Source organism: Pallidibacillus pasinlerensis, from assembly GCF_009996845.1.
Classification (GTDB): domain Bacteria; phylum Bacillota; class Bacilli; order Bacillales; family Caldibacillaceae; genus Pallidibacillus; species Pallidibacillus pasinlerensis.
Genome location: NZ_JAACYS010000170.1, coordinates 1 through 386, shown reverse-complemented (window position 1 = coordinate 386; position 386 = coordinate 1). Strand labels below are relative to the sequence as shown.

Sequence of the window (386 nt, the reverse complement as noted above, 5' to 3'; positions counted from 1 at the left end):
GGGAAAAGAAGAGAAAATAGCCGCAGTTCATCAAGGCTGGGAAGTCAATGGGAAACGAGTAAGACTGAAGAATAAACGCCATTTCGTACATGAAGGGAACCAGCCATTTTGGGAGGCGTTTGAGGACTTTCTCATCGAAAACTTTGAGTATGATCCAACCATTCATAAGTTGGTAATAAATGGAGATGGTGCAAATTGGATTACAACTTGTCGTGACTATTTCAAAGATCGTGCATTCTTTTCGCTTGATCGTTTCCATGTGGCACGGGAGATTCGAAGTTTGTTCCGTCATCACCCACGTTATCGTCCAATTCGTAAGGCGCTTGCATCATATGATTATGAGAAATTGCTTACAGAGCTTAACAGTGCAGTCGGAACGCTAGAGG

General features: G+C 43.0%; 1 protein-coding gene. It reads left to right on the top strand.

From position 1 onward, the window contains the following. Nucleotides 1-16: 16 nt before the first annotated feature. Nucleotides 17-386, top strand: a 370-nt coding sequence (locus GW534_RS16055) for a UPF0236 family transposase-like protein (protein WP_312854695.1), incomplete at its 3' end; no start/stop codon positions are given.